Raw genomic sequence first — 20,048 nt, 5'->3', positions numbered from 1 at the left:
GGAATTAATTAAACTAATAATTTTAAGGCGCAAAATATTTTGATTGTAATGGGAGTTTTCCTGTTGACAGTTCTGTTGATAGTTTTGAATGTCAAACCAGAGGGCACTGTGCTAAACTGAAAATTTTACGTTTCAATATGGCGTGCGGCAGCCATAGTTTTGTCTCAGGTTCCGTCTCACGTTGTGTTCGTTACTAATTTAATTCTTTTAGTTTGATTTTCTACGAAATAAACTTGTCGTCTTTCTATTATATTGAGTGTCATTCATTAGAACGATTACATGAATACAAAATAAAGAATATTGTGTGTGGTACAGATTTTCAAGTCAAGGATCGATCCAGAAAACAAGAAGGATGGATTCCAGCTTGGATGAAAGATGGTTGTAATAGCCAGTTAATAATGGATCTCTCACATTTACTTGATGAATTTATTGCAAAATTTTTCAATATTGAAAAAGAAGTAGAAGAGTTAAAGGAAAAACACAATGACTTTGCTGTAATATACAGATGCAAAAGATTATTTGTTCAGCGTTATGCATTGAAGAAATACACTGATGTAGCAAATATTGATTATGTCACTAACAAATTAAATAGTTTCATTACTTTACCGACAACAGAAAAAAACTTTTCTGAGCAGGTAATGAGTTGGCTTGAAAATAAAGAGGATCACAAAGAAGAAATAGAACTTGCGGCTCAATATGCAGTTTGGAGAGTAAAAAATAAACAGAGTATACTATTTAGCATACATAAGAAAATTGATTACGAAAATCTCGTATCATTCTTGAAAAAAGAAGTAGACGAGGTTGAGGTTCTGTATTCAAATGAGGTGAAAAGAAGATATGGTTTTGATCTAACAAGCAAAAAGGTGAGTTTGAATAAAGCACTAGATAATGCTCACTACTGCATATTTTGTCATAAGCAAAGTAAGGACAGCTGCTCAAAGGGGCTAATCAATGATGACAACACTTTCAAAAAGTCTCCACTTAGAGTTGAGCTGCACGGCTGCCCACTAGAGCAGAAAATATCAGAAATGAATCTGGTAAAAAGCGAAGGATATAGCATAGCAAGTCTTGCAATTGTGATGATAGATAACCCATTATGTGCAGCTACTGGGAATAGAATATGCAATGATTGCATAAACTCATGCATATATCAGAAACAAGAGCCTGTAAATGTGCCAGTGGTTGAAACAAGGATTTTGGACGACGTACTCAATTTGCCGTACGGATTTGAAATATATTCTCTGCTTAGCCGTTGGAATCCTTTAAATTTTCAGCGTCCATTGCCAAAAGAAAATACTGGAAAAAACGTTCTAGTTGTAGGACTTGGTCCTGCGGGTTTTAATTTAGCTCATCATTTATTAAACGATGGGCATAACGTTATCGCCATTGATGGACTAAAGATTGAACCTTTGATCGATAATTTTCAGCTAATTAAAGATTTCAAACACGAAAAATTGAGTGAACGCATGGCAGATGGGTTTGGTGGGGTGGCAGAATATGGCATTACTTCCCGATGGGATAAAAATTACTTAAAGATTATTAGATTACTACTGGAAAGGCGTGAGAATTTCGCACTTTATGGAGGCATTCGTTTTGATGGCACGATTAATGTTGATGATGCCTTCAACTTGGGTTTTGATCACATCGCACTAGCACTTGGCTCTGGCAAGCCACGAATGATCAAAATAAAGAATATGCTGGCTCGCGGAGTGCGCATGGCATCTGATTTTCTGATGTCATTACAACTTACCGGTGCTCTTAAGTTCGACTCCATAGCAAATCTGCAAGTTCGCATGCCGATAGTTGTCATAGGTGCAGGACTCACTGCAATTGATACTGCCACTGAAGCTTTAGCATATTATCCAATTCAAGTAGAAAAATTTCTTCTTCGTTATGAGATATTAGTTGATAAGTATGGAAAGAAATATGTTGAAAAAGATTGGACGGAAGAAGAATATGAAATTGCAAATGAGCTTATATCGCACGCAAAATTGATCCAAGCAGAGCAAGAGTTAGCAAAAAAAGAGAATAGAGAAGCAAAAATATTGGAACTAACTAAGAGCTTCGGGGGAGTGAAAATTATATACAGAAAAGAGCTAAAAGATTCACCGAGCTATCGATTAAATAGCGAAGAGGTGCAAAATGCATTGTCAGAAGGAATCTACTTCATTGAAAACTTAGAGCCTATTGAAATTGTTACAGACAAATATAATCATGCTGAGTTGATAAAACTGATTGATACAAAATCCCACGAAATTAAATGTATCAAAGCACGCTCTATTCTCATAGCAGCAGGCACTGAACCAAACACGGCTATTGCAACAGAAGATAAAAAGCATTTTCAACTAAGTAATGGATATTTTATTCATTTAAACTCATTAGGAAAAGAAATAGATCCAGTATTTTCTCCTAAGATGCAGGATAAAGACAGGATATTGGTATATAAGCAAGACAATAAAACAATTAGCTTTTTTGGTGATCTTCACCCTTCGTATAGCGGCAGCGTCGTGAAAGCTATGGCAAGTGCTAAGAACGGCTACCCTATCATTTCTCAGCTTTTGAATAGAGTTAGCTTCATTTCTCCCACTCCAGCTAGAATCTCGGAGTCATATGCACACTTGTATGAATGTTGTAATGTAAGAGTAACTTTCACCAAAAAAGATGTCATTCCAGTGCCCAGACACTGGGATCCAGAAAACTTAATTTTGAATGAGTACATCAGATGGTTGTATAGTCAGAACTGGATTCCAGTGTCAGCTACTTGCATAACACCACCTACTATGCGAATTACCTACAAATTGCAGCATTTGTACACTAAAGCGTCACGCGCTGGAATAATATCAGAACACCTGGCTAACGAAAAATTTTTTAATAGAATCAAAGAGCAATTCACCGCAAAGATTATAAAAATTCAATATTTAACTGACAAAGTTGTGGAAATAGTGATCAAAGCACCACTTGCGGCAAAAAATTTTAAACCCGGACAATTCTTTAGGTTGCAAAATTTTGCAATCAATAGCAGAAAAGTCAATAATACAACCCTTGCTATGGAAGGTATAGCTGTAACCGGCACTGAAGTAGACAAAAAAAAAGGAATTATTTCCACTATTGTGCTTGAAACTGGCGGTTCCACTAATTTATGTAAATGTTTTAAAGAAGGTGAACAAGTAATTCTTATGGGTCCAACTGGCAGCCCTACTGAGGTTTACTAAGTCTGGATATTAAAGTGATGCCAAATTTTATTTCAAAAAGTAAATAATTTACTAACGCTCGTGCACAAATTAAAAATAAATTATGCACGAGTGTAGCACTGTGAATTAGGAGTGCTATATTAAAGCTTACCTCACTATTAAAGCTATCGGTCAGATTAGATTAAAAACCTAATCTGACCGGTTTCTCTATAACCTTCTAAACCCTGATATAATTATATGGTAATTAGCTTAACTAGTGGTTAATATGCAAATTGATTTTATTTGTATGTTGAGGTAGCATAAACCATACTGTTTTACATCATTGTGCAACTTTATAAATTTTTATTGCTATTTCTGTTGACTACATTAATAGTGATAGTCCTAATATTACCTGAAAATTTAGGTACTACACTGAATTGCTCTCATCCAGTTCTAAATTTTGATTTATCTTTTCGTATCGTACTAATATCTTTTTTATCAGTTGCATTTTTAGCTGTTCTACCAACACAAAATTTGACTTTTTCAGAGATGCTATCTTTTTTTGCTTATACTACCTGCTCACTCTGTGCAATTTTATCCAAGCAGATAATGTTGGTTATAATATTCTTTGAATTAATGACCATCAGTGCATTTTTTATTATCGCAGCTAGCTGTAGAGATAGTGGATCTGCAATAAGGTACGCTTGTGTACACTTTTTGGTTGGAGTTATATTGACAGCAGGATTGGCACTTCAAAGCACTAACCTGATAATTTTGGGTTTATTGATAAACTGCGCTTGTTTTCCTTTTTCGTTTTGGGTTGTTGATGCATATCCTGCTGCATCACTACATGGCACTACATATCTCTCTTTATTTACCACTAAAGTCTCTTTTTTAGTGATGCTTTTACACACTTACACCCTATGGCAAGATTGTACTGAAATATTAGCACTTGTAGGCGCCATCACTGTAATTTACAGCATTATATTTGCTTCTCTTGAGCAAAATATTCGTAGATTTCTATGCTATAATGTTGTAGGACAAATGGGCTTGCTGATTATTGCAGGAGGTTTACTCAGCCCTTCGGAAAAGGCAATACCAATTTTGATGCTACACATAATTTTCTCTCTTGTTTATCAATCATTATTGTTTGTGGTTAGCAATGCGATTATTTCGCGGACAAAAACAATTAGTTTTAATGGAGTGGGTAAATTGATGTCAGTCGAAGGCATGTGTGCTATAATTGCGATATTCACAGTGGCTGCATTTCCTGGAACCGTTGGATTTATTAGCAAATCATACATTACAGCCGAGATTGAAGCAAGTGGTGCTAATTTAGAAGTGTATAAAAATTTATACAAGATTCTAAATTTACTGCTTTATTTAAGCGTGGGGCTCAAGTTTTTCTATTACATATTTATCGCTAAAAGCAAGTCCAAACCTTCAGAAGGGAAAGAAGGTAGAATAACAATGATTATTTTAGCATTCATATGTATAATTGCTGGCAACCCTTACTTGCCTATTTACAATAACCCTTCGATTTTCGATTTTGTGTACAACACAAAAAATATTTTGTCGCAATTTAATTTGTTATTATGTACCACTTTATTGTTTATTCCTTTACGCAAGTTATTTTACCCAAGAATAAATTTTAAAATGGATATTGATTGGATTTTTAGAGCTTTCGTACCCTATATTGTCTTGCTGTTCAATCAATTGGTCTTTAAAGTGAGAGAAATGTCTGCCAACGTACTGCAAAACTTGACTAATTCACTTACTAATTTATACTTTAATAATATTACTAAACTTAAAGAAGTGCTAAGTTATAACTCAGTGAGTTTTGTTTCAGCTTCTTCTCTCTTTTTAATGAGTATTCTACTAATGCTATTATGTTTAAATCGTTAACTGAAAGTTTAAATTCTGTATTTAGTAAACTGAGAGGAAAGTCGATCATTTCTGAAGATGATTTTAATCTTGCCATGCGTGAAATACGTATAGCTTTAATTGAAGCTGACGTTTCACTTGAAGTTGCAAAAAAATTCATCAACGACATTAAAGATAAAGTGATTGGGGAAAAAGTCATAAAAAGTGTTTCTCCAGCACAAATGATAATTAAAATTGTGCAGGATAATTTAGTTGCAGTTCTCGGATCAGAGAAAAGTGACTTAAATCTAGCAGTTAAACCCCCTGCTGTGATTATGATGGTGGGCTTACAAGGTGCAGGTAAAACAACTACCTCAGGAAAGCTTGCTTTCAAGCTAAAAAAGCAAAAGAAAAAAGTGATGCTTGCCTCTTTAGACATTTATAGGCCGGCTGCCCAGAAACAACTTGAGGTGCTAGGTAAACAGATAGACGTACAAACTTTATCTATAGTAATAAATGAGGAGCCTATTGCAATTACAAAAAGGGCACTGGCAGCAGCAAAGAACGATAATTATGATGTATTAATACTAGACACCGCAGGCAGGCTTCATATTGACAATAATATGATGAATGAGTTGAAAGCCGTAAAGGAAATAGCTTCACCTGCAGAAGTTATTTTAGTAGCCGACGCAATGATAGGCCAGGATGCGGTCAACATTGCCAAATCATTCAATGAGGTAATAGGTGTAACCGGCATTATTCTCACCCGTGTTGATGGTGATGCACGTGGTGGTGCTGCTCTTTCTATGAAAATGATCACCGATTGTCCAATTAAATTTATTGCTTGTGGTGAAAAATTAAGTGACCTCGATGATTTTTATCCCGATAGAATTGCAAAAAGGATACTTAGCATGGGTGATGTTGTATCATTGGTTGAAAAAGCTGCTGAGATTGTTGGTCAGGAAGAAATTGATAAGTTACAAAAGAAAGTAAAAAAGGGTAAATTCGATCTAAACGACCTAGTGGGAATGTTAAAAACTCTGAGTAAAATGGATGGCATTAGCAACATAATGAAATTCATCCCTAGTTCATTCACAAAAAAGCTAAGTAGCAGTGTGCCAGACGACAATAAAGTGAAAAAATATATAGCCATCATAAACTCAATGACCGAAAAAGAAAGGCAAAATCCAGATATTTTAAATGGCAAAAGAAGACTTAGAATTTCTAAGGGGTCCGGAACAAGTGTAACTGACGTTAATCTTCTAATTAAGCAGTATAATCAAATGAGCTCTATGGTGAATAAATTCAGTAAAGTTGATCATAATAAACTCAAAGAATCTGATTTAATGGATATGCTGAGCAGAAAATAAATCAGCAGGTAGTAGAATGAAATAAAATCATCAGTTGTAATTGCTGTTGAGTAGTGAAGTAACAAATTCAATAAATTTCCGCAGTTGGAATTGGCATAATAATAAAAATTGATATAAGTTACTTTAGCTATATTTAATGCGTTGTTTTATAGCTAACACACCATACCACCGTGGCACTACACTAGTAACAGAACGACAATTGTCAGTAGCTCAAGTTATGCTAGATGTGGCATTCACAATATCGTTTGTAAACCTATAGCTATATATAATGAATGAATTTTTTTATATATTCGTTATTAGTATTTTGTATTTCTTGGACAGTTCCGTGGTAGATAATATTCCCTTCGTATAATACTGCTATTTTATCAGCTATTTTAAATGCACTATGAATATCATGTGTAATCGTGATAATTGTAGGGTTAAAGTCTTTAGATAATTTTATTATTATCTCGTTTACCATATCTGACATAATTGGGTCCAATCCTGAAGTTGGCTCATCCAATACAATAATTTCTGGATTGTGCGCAATCGCCCTTGCAAGTGCTACTCTTTTTTTCATTCCGCCTGATAGCTCGATTGGAAACATATCTGCTATGCTTTCCTCCAGTCCAACATCATTTAACTTCTCGATTGCTAGCTGTTTTGCCTCCTTTTCGCTGATATTAAAGCGCTTTTTATAATTAAAAGATATATTTTCCCACACTGTAACGTAGTCAAACAAAGCGGAATTTTGAAATAAGACTCCAAATTTATTTTTGCTTTTACTATTTATTTTAATAGACCCTGAGTCTGGTGTCAGTAATCCAATAATTATTTTTGTTAATACAGATTTACCACTTCCTGAGCCGCCAAGTATGACTAATGATTCTCCTTTCGATATATTGAAAGTTATGTTGTTTAATATCGTTCTATCATCAAAGGATAAGCTTATATTCAATATTGATATTATGGGGCTATGCATGTATTAAAGTAATTAAGTAATTTGCTAAAATTATCAATATAGAGGATATAACAACAGTTGATGTTGTTGCAATACCTACTCCTCGTGCACCTTCCCTACAATGGTAACCGTAATAACAACTTGAAACAGAAATTATGGCTCCAAAAGCAGTCGCTTTCATTAGCCCAACAATAAAATCGTACATATTAAAGAATTGAGCTGTATATTTTATGTATATATTTAAATTGTGGTTAAATTCAAAGACTGCGGTGACATACCCTCCAAATATTCCTATTAGATCTGCACATACTGTAAGTATTGGAAATACTATAACTGACGCTAGAATTCTTGGTACAATTAAATATTTGAAAGGATTGATGTCCAAAGTTGTAAGTGCATCTATTTGTTCAGTGATGCGCATCGTGCCAATTTCTGCTGCAATTGAGGACCCAACCTTTCCTACCATTATTAAGCTGATCAAAACTGGCCCTAACTCTTTAATGATAGTGATCGCAACAAGTTTAGGTACTACTTGTTCTTGATTAATCAATATACCACTTAAGCTACTCTGTAAAACTATCACTGCTCCTATAAAAACTCCAGTGAGCCCAACAATTGGCAAAGAGAAAAAGCCTATCTCTATAATTTGTCTTGCCACATTGCTAAAATAATATGGAGGAATAAAGCAGTGGTATAGAGATTGAATAAAAAATACAAATGCGTTACCAATCCTCAACAGAAAGTTCATAAAGCATCTACCGATTATTCTAACGCTGTCTATATTAAAGGAACTCACTTTACATTTATCTTAGCTAAAATTAGTTTTACTGATTTTATTAAAATTTTTATTAACTTCGCCAGAGTATAGTCAAGATATGTCTTAAGTTCAATATACTTTGATCAAAATGCTTGAGTTTAAGTTTATAAGACTGAATTGTATAAGAAAACCTTATTTATTTTGCTATTTACTCCTTGTAAAAAACATGCTACTAATAAATTGTGTTATATAATTGAATTGGAGTAAGTTTTGGCAGTTCCGAAGAGAAAAAAGTCAAAGTCAAGGCGTAATATGCATCGTTCTCATCATGCTATTAAGCCTAAGAATATTGTAGTATGTGCAACAACTGGAGAATTCATGTTGCCTCACAACATAGCAGTTGACAATAGTTACAAAGGAAAACGTGTTTTCATTAAACAAAAGGCGGAGTAACTCATGATATGTTACCCACGGTCAACAACAACATAGCTATCGCACTTGATGCTATGGGAGGGGATTTTGCACCTCTTTCCGTAATTCAAGGTGCTAGTTTTTTCTTGGATAATCTTGTTGACCCAGGTGTTGAAGTTTTTTTTCATATTTATGGAGATCAGAAAGAAATATCTCCTTTGCTTTCAAAATACAAAAAAGTAAGCGATAACTCCGAATTTACCCATTGCTCTGATAATGTTCTTCCAAATGATAAACCCTCTTTTGCACTTAGACATCGCAAAGATTCAAGTATGAAGGCAGCTGTTGAAGCAGTGAAAAAAGGTAAAGCTTTTGGGATGGTGTCTTCAGGCAACACTGGAGCATTGATGGCTATCTCCAGATTTATTTTAGGAACATTACCCAATATCTATCGTCCTGCTATTGCATCTGTCTGTCCAACTAAGACAAAAAGCTTTGCATTGCTTGATCTTGGTGCAAATGTTGACTGTAATACTGACTCATTATTTCAATTTGCATTAATGGGGAGTATATTTGCAAAAATAGCATTAAAAGTTGAAAATCCTGAAGTCGCTTTGCTAAACATTGGTACAGAGGAAGTGAAAGGTACTGACTCAGTAAGAGGAGCTTTTGAGTTACTCAAAAATGCTCCAAGTATTAACTTCAAAGGATATATAGAGGCAAGTGAATTTTTAGATGGTAATATAGACGTAATTGTTGCTGATGGTTTTGTTGGTAATGTAATGCTCAAGACAGCTGAGGCAACTGCTGGTACTTTTATCAGTCTAATAAAACAGGAAGTATTTAATTCATGGATGACAAAAATGCTTGTCGGCATATTGTTAAAACCCAAGCTAAATAAAGCATTAGAGCGTTTTAATCCTAAAATTAGAAGTGGAGCTATGTTTTTAGGGCTAAATGGTATCATTATAAAGAGCCACGGAAATTCTGATGCTATTTCTTTTGCTCACGCTATAAAATTTGCAGTAAATGCAATCAGTGAAAATTTGAACCAGAAGATAATTAACGGGGTAAGTCATATTGAATAAAAGTTTCATATTGAGCACTGGTTCTTACCTACCAAAAAAAATTTTGAGTAATAACGAAATTGCATTGATAGTTGAAACAAACGATGAATGGATACGGCAAAGAACAGGAATAGTTCAAAGACATATAGCAGATGAAGGAGAACTAACGTCAGATTTAGCTGTTAATGCAGCAAAAAATGCTATAGAAAAAGCGAAAATTTCAATAGATGAAATTGGTTTGATCATAGTTGCAACAACAACACCTGACAAAACTTTGCCTAGCTGTGCAACGATTGTACAAAGTAAGTTAAAATGTAAAAATGCATTTTCTTTTGATGTACAAGCAGCATGCTCTGGTTTTATATATGCAGTTACAGTTGCTGATTCGCTCATAAAATCTGACAATAGAATAAAATATGCGCTCGTTATTGGTGCTGAAATAATGTCTAGGATTGTTGACTGGGAAGATAGGTCAACTTGTGTACTCTTTGGTGATAGTGCTGGTGCAGTGATAATAAAATCAGAAATGGGTAGCAGCGGCATCATATCAACAAACTTACACTCTGATGGCAATGTGGACATACTATGTACGAACGGAGGGGTATCCTCTACTCGTGATTCTGGAAAGATACTTATGAATGGAAGAGAAGTGTTTAAACATGCAGTGGATAAGTTAACAGCCTCAGTAGAGGAAACTCTGAAATGCAATAATTTGAAAATCATTGATATTGACTGGTTAATTCCCCATCAAGCAAACATTCGTATTATTGAAGCAGTAGTAAAGAAATTAGATTTTCCTATAGAGAAAGTGATTAATACCGTTGATAAGCATGCAAACACCTCAGCAGCATCAATTCCACTGGCCTTAGACTATGCAATACAAGAATCAAAAATAAAATCAGGAAATCTGGTACTGCTGATTTCAATAGGTGCAGGCCTGACCTGGGGTTCTGTGTTACTGCGCTATTAGACTTCCTATTACCCACGCTTCTTTTTTCTCAGTTTTATCGTTACATGCTGTACTGACAAAGTTTTGAGATATTATCACAAACATTATATTCACAAGAAATACTTGACTTCACGTGTACTAAGAAGCATTTTATATATGATGTGTGCCCGTAGCTCAGTTGGATAGAGCAACAGCCTTCTAAGCTGTGGGTCGTAGGTTCGAATCCTACCGGGCACATTCTTCTATCAATGCTTTCTATAAATTTTCAAGTATTCTGGCACCACATTTTCAATTGCTAGTGGTCTAATTTTCATTGTTCCGAGATCATCTGACTTTTCGATTGAACTACTCATCATAACTTTCACCTGATCTCGAGTAAGTATAGGGCTTGCATCTCCGGTTATAGGTTTTAACAGTACAGAAACAACTTTACTTTCTAAGAAAAAGGCTATCAATCTTGCCATTGGAAAAGGTACATTGATCAGTAGACACTTTCTGTTAGTCACATTCAGAATAAACTTTAATAAGCTTTTAAAAGAGTAAACTTTTGGTCCACCTATATTATAAATTTTTTTATCTTGCTTATTAAAGCTGATAATACGGTATACCACTTCAGCTAAGTTTGTTACACATATCGGCTGAAACTTCGTTATTCCACTACCGATTAACGGCAAAAAAGGAAGAATTGTTGCTAATCTTGCAAATTTATTGAAGAAACTATCTTCTTTACCGAATACAAGACTTGGCTTAATTATCATTGCTCCTTGAAACGCCGAAGCTACAGCTTTCTCACCTTTCAATTTACTTTGGGCATATTTTGATAACTTATCATTTTCTATTCCCATGGCAGAAAAATGTATCATCATGGATACATTTTTTATTTGCGCAGCTTTTGCTATTCTTTCAGCTATTCCAACATGAACTGTATAGAAATCGTATTTTCTTTTTTCATATAATATTCCTACTAAATTTATAACAACATCACACCCCTCCATACTTTCTAAAATTGATCTTTCATTAAAAAAATCTCCTTCAATTATTGATATTTGTCCTAAATTTCCACATAACTTCAGACAAGCAGCTTTTTCCTGATCACGAGTAAATATTCTTATTAAATACCCCGCCGCTGCCAAGCGTCTTACGATGTGTTTTCCTATAAATCCCGTTCCACCAAAAATAATTATACGTTTTATCACAGTTAAAACTTCCAATAACTTAACTTTAAATTAATACAATAGTTTTATTTAATATTCTATTGTGAATTCCTGCACTATAAGGTCCATTCTCATTCCATGAGAACCTTTAACTAAAATTACATCATTACCTTGAACAATATTAGCTAAATTACTTTTCAATTGGTTAGAATCATCGAAATGCATGCCTTTTATATTCTCCGGTAAAAGTTTATTCAATTCTAACATAAATTTACCAACTGTATGAACTTTATTCACATTTTGTTCTACTATAGAGTCAAGCAATTCTGTATGAAATACTATGCTTTCATTACCAAGTCCTAACATATCGCCAAGTAGTGCCACTTTTCTTAAATTAGAATATGTACCTAAAGTTCTTATTGCAGCCTTCATTGAAGTAGGGTTAGCATTATAGGAGTCGTTAATCAAATGTACTAATTTTCCATTGTATTTAGCTTGATGAACATTACCTCTACCTTCTGTTACAGTAAAATTCTCAAGTGCTAGTGGTAATTTAGATAAATCAAGTTCGAGACTTTGCAAAACTGCTGTAACAACTAATGCAGAGTATGCAAAATGTTCGCCTTTTACAGGTAAATTACAGTTCATAATTTGACCACTGTTCAGTTTGATTTTTAAATTTAGACCGTTATCGTCTCTTATTAGTTCTAACAAACAAACAGTAGCACTTTCATTCTTACCAAAGCTTACTACATTTCTGTTAGCATTTGATAAGAGATAATCATAATGTTCATTATCCTTATTCAAAACCAAAGTACCATTATTTTTCATACCATGTAGAATTTCTAATTTCGCTTGCGCAATATCAAGTAGAGATGAAAAGTTTTCAACATGCGCAGGTTCAATGTTGGTAATAACTGCAATATCCGGATTGCTAATCTTCGATAACTCTTTTATTTCACCAGCTCTACTCATTCCTATTTCAAGGATTAAATACTGGCAGTCTTCTGGCGCTTTTAGAATCGTAAAAGGCAATCCTATATTATTATTCAAGTTACCTTCATTTACATGAGATACTCCATAATGCAACAAAACAGTGTTAAGCATATCTTTTGTAGTGGTTTTCCCAACACTACCTGTAATTGTGATAACTTTAGCATTAACAAGAATATTTCTAATGTAATATGATGCCATATTATGCAAAGCTTTTAGAGTATCTTGCACAATAATTAGAGGAAAATTTCTATATTTATCTTCGCTTACTACCGCAGCAACAGCTCCTTTTAAAAATGCTTCATGTAGAAAATCATGCCCATCAAATTTCTTTCCCTTGAGAGCAATAAATAAATCACCTTTTTTTATGCTTCTTGTATCCGTTGAAATATTTGAGCTATACACCGAATTACAAACACCCTCCCCTCTTCCGCCAGTAGCATCTATAATATTATTTGCGTTCCATTTTAACATAATTTATCTTTAAAGGTAATTTGAACAAGAAAAGCAGCAAAAATACTACATACTTTGGTAATGTACAAATAATGATTGCTATTTCTATAATTTCATCTTATAATAGATATACAAGCTTAAATATTTTCGTCTATAATTGAGTGTGTTTTACTATCTGATTGTAGAAAGTGACTTGGAGGTATGTATGGCAAAAGATGAGTCAAATAAAAAGTCTATTTTGGCTAAGATAAAAGGCGTGTTTTTTCTTGTGCCTAAAGCACTTATTTATCCTATGAAGAAACCGTTTGCTTCAATTGATGAAATGAAGCATGATGCTAAAGTTTCATTAAAAAACGCTGTGAGTGATTTGCCTAAAGAAGAAGAGAAATATGACCCACCTATAAAAACCACAGAAGCTAGTAAGTACCTCGGCATACAAATAACAAAACAAGAAAAAGGTAAGGTAAGTTTTTTAGCGTCAAGAACTTTAACGGGGGATATACCTTACTTGAGTCCAGAGAAATTAGATGAAATAAGGGAAGATCTGCCCAATATAACTATTTTTAGAGAAGAAAACAAAATTGTAATTGAAGTTGATGTTGAAAAAATTATCCAAGAAATAAAAGATAAAAATCTAGGTATGGATGAAAAAGTAATGAAAAAGTACGCTCTTGAAGGAATTTATAATAAGATTGATTGTGATCTTAAAAATTTGGCAAAAATTACTGGTGGAGAGTTTAAAGTTCACACAGATCGGAAATTGCTGTATGGTATTGCAGAAAAGTTGTATAGTGGATATGATAGTAAAAAGCAGAAGTCACAGGAAGTTGTAAGGCCTATGGATAAAGAAAAGTCATCAGAGAAAATTTTAAATAATTGGCAAAAAGCTATTAAACAAGATTTTGAAAGTTGCGAAAGCATAAGAGGTAGGGGGAAATAAATTATGGAGAGTGTTATGAAAGAAGTTCAAATAGAGGAAAGGTATCATAGCCTAACTGTTCCTGGAGATATGTATCATTTACAACCAGAAGTTATTGCTGCAAGAAGGGCAAATAGAATAGAAACTTTTTCAAAAAGACACCAAATGGACTATGGGTCAATTTTGTGTGGACAAGATATACAGCTAAAAGACGACGTTTCAAGTCTTGAAGATGCTTCTAGCGAAGCAGCAATAAGCCCACCTTCTACACCAAATCATAAGCAAAATAGAAGAGGACCAGGAATTTAATAAAGTATGGGTAGTACAGCTTATGATGACACTAATATCTTTGCTAAGATATTAAGAGGTGAGTTGTCTTATGAGGAAATACATAAAAATGAAAATGTGCTGGCTTTTCGTGATAAGTATCCTGATGCACCAGTTCATATTCTAGTTATACCAAAAGCTCAATACGTTTCATACGATGATTTTGTTCTGAAAGCTTCCGAAGAGGAAATAGTAAGTTTTTTTAAAACTGTTAGAGAAATAGCACATAAATATAACTTAGAAAAAACAGGATATAGATTAGTTACTAATCACGGTAAAGATGGAGAGCAAGTTATACCGCACTTTCACATACATATTTTAGGTGGTAAAAGATTAGGAAAGCATGTAAATTCATAGTGTTATATGTTTTTTAAATGAGTGAATATTTAACCATATTAATTTTTATCTGTGTATCAATTGTAGTATCCTTTACTTTAGGTGTATTACCTATGTTTCTTGCAGTCAGTAACCCAGATGGTGAAAAGCTTTCTACATATGAGTGTGGCTTTAATCCTTTATCAAGAGCCAGAAAAAGTTTCGACATAAAATTTTACTTAGTTGCAATATTGTTCATAATATTCGATTTAGAAATTGCTTTTCTTTTCCCTTGGGCCGTTTCTTTATCTAAAATAAGCTATTGCGGATTTTGGTCTATGATGATATTCCTTGCAATACTTACTATAGGCTTTCTTTATGAGTGGTGTAAAGGTGCGTTGGAATGGGAATAAATTTATCTAATGGCGACTGGAATCGTTACAAAAAAGAAGGTTTTCTTATCACTAAATTTGGCGATTTAATAGATTATATAATGAACTGGGCAAGGTCTGGTTCATTGTGGCCAATGACATTTGGTCTTGCATGTTGCGCAGTAGAGATGATGCACACTGCATCCAGTCGTTATGATCTTGATAGATATGGCATAATCTTTCGTGCAAGCCCAAGGCAAGCAGATGTTATGATTGTTGCTGGCACGTTAACTAATAAAATGGCAGCAGCATTGCGTAAAGTTTATGATCAAATGGCAGATCCCAAATACGTCGTCTCTATGGGAAGTTGTGCAAATGGCGGTGGCTATTATCATTATTCTTACTCAGTAGTCCGTGGTTGCGATAGAATTGTGCCAGTTGATGTGTATGTTCCTGGATGCCCTCCAACTGCTGAGGCGTTGCTATATGGAATGCTATGTCTACAAAATAAAATAAAACGAACTAAAAATATATAGCATGGATAAAACTGCAAAATACATACAAAAAAAGACTAAATGTGAATGTATTCAGAAAAATGATGGCACTATTGTAATATATTCAGCTTTGAATGACATTGAAAATCACTTACTCTTTCTACGTGATGATGAAAAGTGTAGGCTTGAATTATTAGTTGACGTTTTTGGAGTTGATTACCCAGATAGAGAAAAACGTTTCGAGCTAATATACAATTTGCTCAGCGTTGTACACAATATCAGAGTGCACATAAAGCTTCAGTTATGTGAAGGTGATATACCTCTAAGTGTAGCAAAGATATTTAACGCAGCTTCGTGGTTTGAGCGTGAAGTATTTGATATGTATGGAATAGAGTTTTCTGATCACCCAGATTTACGTAGGATTTTAACGGATTATGGATTCAAAGGTCATCCAATGTTAAAAGATTTTCCTCTCACTGGCTACGAGGAAGTAAGATACGATATAGAGGCAAAAAAGGTTGTATATAATCCTATAGACTTACCACAAGATTTTCGTATGTTTGACAGCTTATCCCCTTGGGAAGTTAGTAAAGCCACAAAAGTAAATATAAAGGAGTAGAAAATGACAGCACAAAGAAAAAAAATATCTTTGATTGGTGCAGGAAATATCGGTGGGACTCTTGCCCATATGATTGCACTAAGAGAGCTAGGAGATGTTATTTTGCTTGATGTAAGCGATGGAATACCACAAGGTAAAGCACTTGACATTACAGAATCATCTCCTATTGATCGATCTAATGTCAATATTACTGGTACAAATAGGTATGAAGATATAAAAAACTCTGACGCAATTATAATAACTGCTGGCATTGCCAGAAAACCTGGAATGAGCAGAGATGACCTTCTGCAAACTAATGCTGCAGTAATGAAAGAGGTTGGGGAAAATATTAAAAAACATTCTCCAAACGCATTTGTAATAGTGGTTACCAATCCTTTAGATGCTATGGTTTCAGTAGTATACAAATCTTCAAGCCTGCCAACTAATATGATTGTTGGTATGGCAGGAGTGCTTGACTCTGCTCGTTTTCGTTATTTTCTTGCAAGTGAGTTAAATATTTCTGTCGAAGATGTATCTGCTTTTGTGCTTGGAGGACATGGTGACACTATGGTACCACTAATCAATTATGCTTCAATTGCTGGCATTCCACTTACCCAAATCATTGAGATGGGTGTGATTACGCGAGGAAAAGTTGATGAAATAGTTGAGCGCACTCGTAATGGTGGAAAAGAAATAGTTGATCTACTTAAATCTGGATCTGCATACTATGCTCCTGCATCTTCAGCCATAAGCATGCTAGAATCATACTTAAAAGATAAAAGGCGTATATTACCATGCGCTGCTTATCTTAATGGTGAATATGGTGTGAAAGACTTATTCATTGGTGTTCCTACTATTATTGGCAAAAATGGAGTTGAGAAAGTTCTAGAAGTTAAAATGAACGATAGTGAACAAGAGATGTTTTATAAATCTGTAAGTGCAGTAAAAGAGCTCTGTCAGCTAAATTAATTGCCCTATAGAATTTCTTTGAGCTCAAGCTTCGAAAACAGTCTAAAAAAATTATTTGTAGTTATTTTTGCTACTTCTTCTGGCGATTCATTCCATAATTTCGCTAAACAATTCACAACGTATTTCACCATTGCTGGTTCATTTTTTTTTCCTCTGTAAGGCTCAGGTGACAGGTAAGGTGCATCAGTTTCAACTAAAACACGCTCACGTGGCACATTTTGTGCAATTTCTCTTAGTAAGTTCGCATTTTTAAAAGTAATAATTCCAGAAAATGAAATGTATAATCCCAAGTCCATAGCCTTATAAGCAAGCTCTTTAGAAGAAGCAAAGCAATGCATTACTCCACTAAAAGCGTCCTTCTTCATTTCTGAATTTAACATATCAATCATCTCACTATCAGCACTTCTAGTGTGAATAACTAAAGGTAATCCTGTTACTTTTGCCGCTTCTATGTGTGATGCAAAACTTTTTTTTTGATTGCTTTTGTTATCAGATTTATAAAAATCTAATCCGGTTTCACCGATACTAATTACCTTTTTGCCCTTAGTAAATTCAATCAATTCATCAGCATTTATACACTCACCTTTTTCCACAGTAGTATCAAGCGGATGTATACCAACGGAGCAGTAGACTTGATCATAGGATGAAGAGATTTTTAATAATTTAGGGATATCATTAATGCTTATACATATGTTATGCAAAATTCTCACACCATTTTGCTCTGCTCTTGAAATTACCTTTGGTATTTCATCATCAGAAAAATAAATTAGATGACAATGAGAATCAACTATCATAAATAGATCCTTTTATGATAGAAGAAAACTCTTCTATCACTTTTTTATAAACTTCTTTTTTGAACGGTATAGCACTGGCTACCAAATCATCCACATTTTGCCAACGCCACTCTTTGAACTCTGGATGATCAGTATAGTTAATATTAATATCCTTATCCTTCCCACAAAATTTCATTAAGAACCACCTTTGCTTTTGGCCAGAATATCTCCCATTCCAGCATATCGGTATAACTTCCTCGGGTAAGTTGTAATATATCCACTCTTTATTTTGAGCCACAACTTCTGCTTCATCAGTACCAACTTCCTCCAATAGCTCACGTAGCGCTGCCTGCTCTAGCTCTTCACCTTCATCAACTCCTCCTTGTGGCATCTGCCAATAAGAGTCACTATCAAAACGTTTTCCAATAAAAATATTTCCCTGTTTGTTAAATAACATTATGCCAACACAAGGGCGATACTCTTTCTCCTCACTAATCACAAATACTCTCTGTTGCTAAATTATCTATCATAGAAGTTCCAACTACTTTTTTACTATTCATTTTTTCAACAATTTTTTTTGCAACTTCTTTTGCGCTTAAGTTTGAGCTATCAATTTCAAGTGAACCTTGAGGGACAAATAGTTTCTTTCCTTTAATTCTTCTCATAGCAAAATCTGAATCAGTAATTTTTCTCTCCTGCTCTCTTTCCTTTAATTGAACGCGCTTTACTAGTTCTCCACTATTACAATATAACACCACAGGGAGAATCTCCACGTTCATTTTTTTACTTAAATTCACCACTGAGTTGTATACTTTTTGATCATAGGAATCACCTTTTATCAATTCGTTTGTAAATATATAATGCTTTGATTCTATATGGTATTTTTCCAATATTGCTAACATATTCTCTCTAATCACAAAAATTTTTTCCCATATTTCACTTGTAACCTCAGCATTTCTGAAGTCAATCATATCAAATATAATATTATTAAACAGGTTATTGTCTACTATCACCCCATCAATAATATTACACAGCTCTTTTGCAATCGTAAGTTTGCCACTACCCGGAAATCCGATTAAGTAAATGATCATACCATCAGAAAACTATCATATATTACAAATATATGTATTATAAACGTTACACTAGAAACATATCAAAAATAGTTCATATTCAGAAATTTTGAGTGTATCATTACAGATAAATTATATAATTTAGAATAATGAATGGTGATACAGAATCAATAAAAAATACAATTGTAGATGTAATAGATCAAAACAAAGGTCAAGATATAGTTACTTTTGATGTACAGAATAAAACTGTCATTGCAAAATATATGATCGATCTTGGAGTTAATAGGTAAAGGAGAGAAATCAATCAAAAATTTTCAAGATATATATATTTTTTCTTAATATATTGTCCTTCAATTTAGTACGTATAACTTAGGCGGATAAAGAATGAATCTATAAATGGCGGCCGCTACTTTTGGAAGTGACAGTAAAAAGATTGTCAAGTGTAAAAAAATTTCAATACATGAAATATTTTTTTTCTTGTATACACTGCTTTAAGGCAGCCCAGTAGCTAATGCGCTACTAAACTGGAGTAGATGATACAGATCCAAGCTATTTTATTATCTTATACGCAATTCTTTAGGAATTACTCCGTAAAATTTTGCCTCGCGTACGATCTTTAACATCCAACATCTTTAACATTTTTAACATCCAACAAATTTTTCTTCATTAAAACGTCAACAATGCGTGTCTAACAAACAATTCGCCATCCACAACAAACTGTTTTTTTTTTGTTCACATTACGCGGTCTATGACTGTGACTATACAGGTTGTAAGGAAAAGAACTGCGTTCCTTTTAAAGGATAAACTAGTCCATGAAACCGAAAAACTTTCCTCTAAGAACATTGAACAATATATGAAAAAATTTAGACCTCACATACAACCAGACTTGGTCGGCTGCTACATTTTGTATGGGAGGTCTACATTTTTTTTCATATTTCGACCTCTGTTTCGTGGGGATTATTTTTTGGTTTCATGTGCTGCTTCATTCCCAGTGGCGTGCACAGGGTTTCAGGACTGGGTAGGCAGTACAAACAAAGGCGGTTCTCACACGAACCTCATCTTTTTCAGTGTTTTGTCGTATCCGG

At 34.1% G+C, this 20,048-nt stretch carries 20 protein-coding genes, 1 tRNA gene and 1 pseudogene; 15 read left to right on the top strand and 7 right to left on the bottom strand.

Annotated features, from left to right (window positions below):
• Positions 1–368: 368 nt before the first annotated feature.
• The 3 genes from ACJ5GX_RS07680 to ffh all read left to right on the top strand — a co-directional run bounded on the left by ACJ5GX_RS07680 (position 369) and on the right by ffh (position 6,403).
• Positions 369–3,212, top strand: a complete 2,844-nt coding sequence (locus ACJ5GX_RS07680; RefSeq protein WP_495292872.1) for a WPE palindromic element domain-containing protein — start codon at positions 369–371, stop codon at positions 3,210–3,212.
• Between the two features lie 303 nt (positions 3,213–3,515).
• A complete protein-coding gene (locus ACJ5GX_RS07675) occupies positions 3,516–5,075 on the top strand; it encodes a proton-conducting transporter transmembrane domain-containing protein (RefSeq protein WP_052264998.1) in 1,560 nt (519 codons plus the stop codon).
• Positions 5,060–6,403, top strand: coding sequence for a signal recognition particle protein (ffh, locus tag ACJ5GX_RS07670; RefSeq protein ID WP_052264999.1), 1,344 nt, complete (start codon positions 5,060–5,062; stop codon positions 6,401–6,403). Before ACJ5GX_RS07675 ends, ffh begins: the two co-directional genes overlap by 16 nt.
• Positions 6,404–6,662: 259 nt before the next feature.
• On the opposite strand, the gene ACJ5GX_RS07665 is transcribed toward ffh, so the two are convergent.
• Together ACJ5GX_RS07665 and ACJ5GX_RS07660 are read right to left on the bottom strand one after the other, a co-directional pair.
• Positions 6,663–7,364, bottom strand: a complete 702-nt coding sequence (locus ACJ5GX_RS07665) for an ABC transporter ATP-binding protein (protein ID WP_052264923.1) — start codon at positions 7,362–7,364, stop codon at positions 6,663–6,665.
• Positions 7,357–8,139 carry an MlaE family ABC transporter permease gene (locus ACJ5GX_RS07660; RefSeq protein WP_052264924.1) on the bottom strand — a complete coding sequence of 261 codons (783 nt, stop codon included), beginning with the start codon at positions 8,137–8,139 and terminating at the stop codon, positions 7,357–7,359. The genes ACJ5GX_RS07665 and ACJ5GX_RS07660 overlap by 8 nt, the downstream gene beginning before the upstream one ends.
• A gap of 231 nt (positions 8,140–8,370) precedes the next feature.
• On the opposite strand from ACJ5GX_RS07660, the gene rpmF reads away from it, so the two are divergent.
• From rpmF to ACJ5GX_RS07640, 4 genes are all read left to right on the top strand, one after another.
• A complete protein-coding gene (gene rpmF / locus ACJ5GX_RS07655) occupies positions 8,371–8,553 on the top strand; it encodes a 50S ribosomal protein L32 (RefSeq protein ID WP_006014434.1) in 183 nt (60 codons plus the stop codon).
• Positions 8,554–8,561: 8 nt separating this feature from the next.
• The gene (plsX, locus tag ACJ5GX_RS07650; RefSeq protein ID WP_096097156.1) at positions 8,562–9,599 is read left to right on the top strand and encodes a phosphate acyltransferase PlsX; all 1,038 of its coding nucleotides are present in this window, start codon (positions 8,562–8,564) and stop codon (positions 9,597–9,599) included.
• Complete coding sequence (locus tag ACJ5GX_RS07645; RefSeq protein ID WP_052264671.1) at positions 9,592–10,548, top strand: beta-ketoacyl-ACP synthase III; 957 nt, start codon at positions 9,592–9,594, stop codon at positions 10,546–10,548. The genes plsX and ACJ5GX_RS07645 overlap by 8 nt, the downstream gene beginning before the upstream one ends.
• A gap of 142 nt (positions 10,549–10,690) precedes the next feature.
• Positions 10,691–10,764: transfer RNA gene (locus tag ACJ5GX_RS07640), tRNA-Arg, on the top strand.
• Between the two features lie 8 nt (positions 10,765–10,772).
• Here ACJ5GX_RS07640 and ACJ5GX_RS07635 read toward each other — a convergent pair.
• Both ACJ5GX_RS07635 and ACJ5GX_RS07630 read right to left on the bottom strand, forming a co-directional pair.
• On the bottom strand, positions 10,773–11,738 hold the full coding sequence (locus tag ACJ5GX_RS07635) for a complex I NDUFA9 subunit family protein (RefSeq protein WP_096097155.1): 966 nt from the start codon (positions 11,736–11,738) through the stop codon (positions 10,773–10,775).
• Between the two features lie 33 nt (positions 11,739–11,771).
• Positions 11,772–13,148: a UDP-N-acetylmuramoyl-tripeptide--D-alanyl-D-alanine ligase gene (locus tag ACJ5GX_RS07630; RefSeq protein WP_019078639.1), complete on the bottom strand. Its 1,377-nt coding sequence runs from the start codon at positions 13,146–13,148 to the stop codon at positions 11,772–11,774.
• Between the two features lie 184 nt (positions 13,149–13,332).
• On the opposite strand from ACJ5GX_RS07630, the gene ACJ5GX_RS07625 reads away from it, so the two are divergent.
• Genes ACJ5GX_RS07625 through mdh form a run of 7 tightly spaced genes read left to right on the top strand, consistent with a single transcriptional unit; the run spans position 13,333 to position 17,120 of the window.
• Complete coding sequence (locus ACJ5GX_RS07625; protein WP_007302253.1) at positions 13,333–14,067, top strand: hypothetical protein; 735 nt, start codon at positions 13,333–13,335, stop codon at positions 14,065–14,067.
• 3 nt (positions 14,068–14,070) lie between these two features.
• Positions 14,071–14,355, top strand: coding sequence for a hypothetical protein (locus ACJ5GX_RS07620; RefSeq protein WP_495292871.1), 285 nt, complete (start codon positions 14,071–14,073; stop codon positions 14,353–14,355).
• Positions 14,356–14,361: 6 nt separating this feature from the next.
• Positions 14,362–14,730, top strand: coding sequence for an HIT domain-containing protein (locus tag ACJ5GX_RS07615; protein WP_006014413.1), 369 nt, complete (start codon positions 14,362–14,364; stop codon positions 14,728–14,730).
• Between the two features lie 17 nt (positions 14,731–14,747).
• On the top strand, positions 14,748–15,101 hold the full coding sequence (locus ACJ5GX_RS07610) for an NADH-quinone oxidoreductase subunit A (RefSeq protein ID WP_012481929.1): 354 nt from the start codon (positions 14,748–14,750) through the stop codon (positions 15,099–15,101).
• A complete protein-coding gene (locus tag ACJ5GX_RS07605; protein WP_007302257.1) occupies positions 15,092–15,595 on the top strand; it encodes a NuoB/complex I 20 kDa subunit family protein in 504 nt (167 codons plus the stop codon). Before ACJ5GX_RS07610 ends, ACJ5GX_RS07605 begins: the two co-directional genes overlap by 10 nt.
• Position 15,596: 1 nt before the next feature.
• Complete coding sequence (locus ACJ5GX_RS07600) at positions 15,597–16,172, top strand: NADH-quinone oxidoreductase subunit C (protein ID WP_007302258.1); 576 nt, start codon at positions 15,597–15,599, stop codon at positions 16,170–16,172.
• A gap of 3 nt (positions 16,173–16,175) precedes the next feature.
• Entirely contained in the window at positions 16,176–17,120 is a 945-nt protein-coding gene (gene mdh / locus ACJ5GX_RS07595) for a malate dehydrogenase (RefSeq protein ID WP_007302259.1), read from the top strand.
• Positions 17,121–17,125: 5 nt separating this feature from the next.
• Here the strand turns inward: mdh and ACJ5GX_RS07590 are convergent, their stop codons facing one another.
• The 3 genes from ACJ5GX_RS07590 to ACJ5GX_RS07580 are packed head-to-tail and all read right to left on the bottom strand — an operon-like array spanning position 17,126 to position 18,984.
• Positions 17,126–17,914 (bottom strand): TatD family hydrolase, encoded by a 789-nt coding sequence (locus ACJ5GX_RS07590; RefSeq protein ID WP_007302260.1) that lies wholly within the window; start codon positions 17,912–17,914, stop codon positions 17,126–17,128.
• The gene (locus ACJ5GX_RS07585) at positions 17,904–18,392 is read right to left on the bottom strand and encodes an RNA pyrophosphohydrolase (protein WP_007302261.1); all 489 of its coding nucleotides are present in this window, start codon (positions 18,390–18,392) and stop codon (positions 17,904–17,906) included. Before ACJ5GX_RS07585 ends, ACJ5GX_RS07590 begins: the two co-directional genes overlap by 11 nt.
• Positions 18,385–18,984 carry an AAA family ATPase gene (locus ACJ5GX_RS07580; RefSeq protein WP_052264674.1) on the bottom strand — a complete coding sequence of 200 codons (600 nt, stop codon included), beginning with the start codon at positions 18,982–18,984 and terminating at the stop codon, positions 18,385–18,387. Before ACJ5GX_RS07580 ends, ACJ5GX_RS07585 begins: the two co-directional genes overlap by 8 nt.
• A 128-nt stretch (positions 18,985–19,112) precedes the next feature.
• Here ACJ5GX_RS07580 and ACJ5GX_RS07575 point away from each other — a divergent pair.
• Positions 19,113–19,232: pseudogene (locus ACJ5GX_RS07575) on the top strand (RsfS/YbeB/iojap family protein); the annotation flags it as partial.
• Positions 19,233–20,048: the final 816 nt, after the last annotated feature.

Source organism: Wolbachia endosymbiont of Tuta absoluta, from assembly GCF_059414725.1.
This window is presented reverse-complemented; position numbering and strand designations above follow the sequence as displayed.